Origin of the sequence: Nocardia sp. No.11 (genome assembly GCF_038752175.1) — a bacterium.
GTDB lineage: Bacteria > Actinomycetota > Actinomycetes > Mycobacteriales > Mycobacteriaceae > Nocardia > Nocardia canadensis.
Genome location: NZ_JBCGFB010000248.1, coordinates 1 through 2,049 on the forward strand (window position 1 = coordinate 1; position 2,049 = coordinate 2,049).

The window sequence follows — 2,049 nt, forward strand, 5'->3', positions numbered from 1 at the left end:
GCCGCGGCCGTGGCCGGGGCGAGCAGTCCGCCGACGGCGACGACACCGACACCGAGGGCGCCGAGCACGACACCGACGACGAGCCCGCCGCGCCGTCCGAGGCCGCCACCGACGAAGCCGAGCAGCAGGCCGAGGACACCGACGCCGACTCCGACGACGAGGATGACACCCAGCCCGAGGGCGCGAGCCGGCGCCGCCGCCGTCGTCGCCGCCGCAAGGTCGGCGGGGAGGGCGGCGATGCCGACGCGTCGTCGGAGGACGATCCGCCGAACACCGTCGTGCACGAGCGCGAGCCGCGCAACAAGAGCCGTGGCCGGGCCGCGTCCGACGAGGTGCAGGGCATCTCCGGATCCACCCGGCTCGAGGCCAAGCGTCAGCGCCGCCGCGACGGCCGCGAGGCCGGTCGCCGTCGTCCGCCGATCCTGACCGAGTCGGAGTTCCTGGCCCGCCGCGAGGCGGTCGACCGGGTGATGGTCGTGCGGGAGAAGTCGTTCGACGCCGCCGAGCACGCGCCGGGTCACCAGATCACCACCCAGGTGGCGGTGCTCGAGGACAACATCCTGGTCGAGCACTTCGTGACCAGTTCCGGCCAGGCGTCGATGGTGGGCAATGTCTACCTCGGCAAGGTGCAGAACGTGCTGCCGAGCATGGAGGCCGCGTTCATCGACATCGGCCGCGGCCGCAACGGCGTGCTCTACGCCGGTGAGGTGAACTGGGACGCCGCCGGTCTGGGCGGCAAGGAGCGCAAGATCGAGCAGGCGCTCAAGCCCGGCGATCAGGTGCTGGTGCAGGTGTCCAAGGACCCGGTGGGTCACAAGGGCGCCCGTCTGACCACTCAGATCTCGCTCGCGGGCCGGTTCCTGGTGTACGTGCCGGGCGGCACCTCCACCGGGATCAGCCGCAAGCTGCCCGACACCGAGCGCAAGCGCCTCAAGGAGATCCTGCGCGAGATCGTGCCCGCCGACGCCGGTGTGATCATCCGCACCGCGTCCGAGGGTGTCAGCGAGCCCGAGCTGGCTCGCGACGTCGAGCGGCTGCAGGCCACCTGGCGCACCATCGAAGAGGCCGCCGCCAAGGAGTCCAACGCGCCCAAGGCTCTCTACGAAGAGCCCGACATGCTGGTCAAGGTCATCCGTGATCTGTTCAACGAGGACTTCGCCAAGCTGGTCATCGAGGGCGAGCGGGCCTGGAGCACGGTCGAGACCTACGTGCGCACCGTCGCGCCGGACCTGCTGCCGCGGGTGAACCGGCACGAGAACAACGGTGTCGACGTGTTCGACGCCTTCCGCATCGACGAGCAGCTGGCCAAGGCGCTCGATCGCAAGGTGTGGCTGCCCTCGGGCGGCACGCTGGTGATCGACCGCACCGAGGCGATGACGGTCGTCGACGTGAACACCGGCAAGTTCACCGGGTCGGGTTCGTCGAACCTGGAGGAGACGGTCACCAAGAACAACTTGGAGGCGGCCGAGGAGATCGTGCGCCAGATGCGGCTGCGCGACATCGGCGGCATGATCGTCGTCGACTTCATCGACATGGTGCTCGAATCCAACCGTGACCTGGTGCTGCGCCGGCTCACCGAGGCGCTGGGCCGCGATCGCACCCGGCACCAGGTGTCGGAGGTGACCTCGCTCGGCCTGGTCCAGATGACCCGCAAGAAGCTGGGCACCGGACTGGTCGAGGCGTTCTCGACGACCTGTGAGCACTGCCACGGGCGCGGCATCCTCGTGCACTCCTATCCGGTCGACGCCGGGTCCGGTGCCGACGACTCGGGCAACCGGGCCAAGGAAGGCTCGTCGCGTCGTCGTCGCGGCAAGGACAAGACCCAGGACAAGCCCGCCGCCGCGGCCGCTCCGGCGACCAACGGGACGGCGCCCGCCGCCGAGCACGGTGAGGAGGACATCGCGGTCAAGCGGGCCCACCCGGTCGCGCTCGCGATGGCCGCCCACCACGGTGAGGACGGCGAGCCCGTCGAGGAGGTCGTGGCCGAGACCGCGGCCCCCGCGGAGGCGCCCGCCGAGCCGACCCGGTCGCGGTCGCGGTCCCGGTCAC

General features: G+C 71.0%; 1 protein-coding gene. It reads left to right on the top strand.

The features are described 5' to 3' along the window. The coding region (locus V8688_RS31825; protein WP_342802371.1) for an Rne/Rng family ribonuclease at positions 1-2,049 on the top strand (2,049 nt) is incomplete at both ends.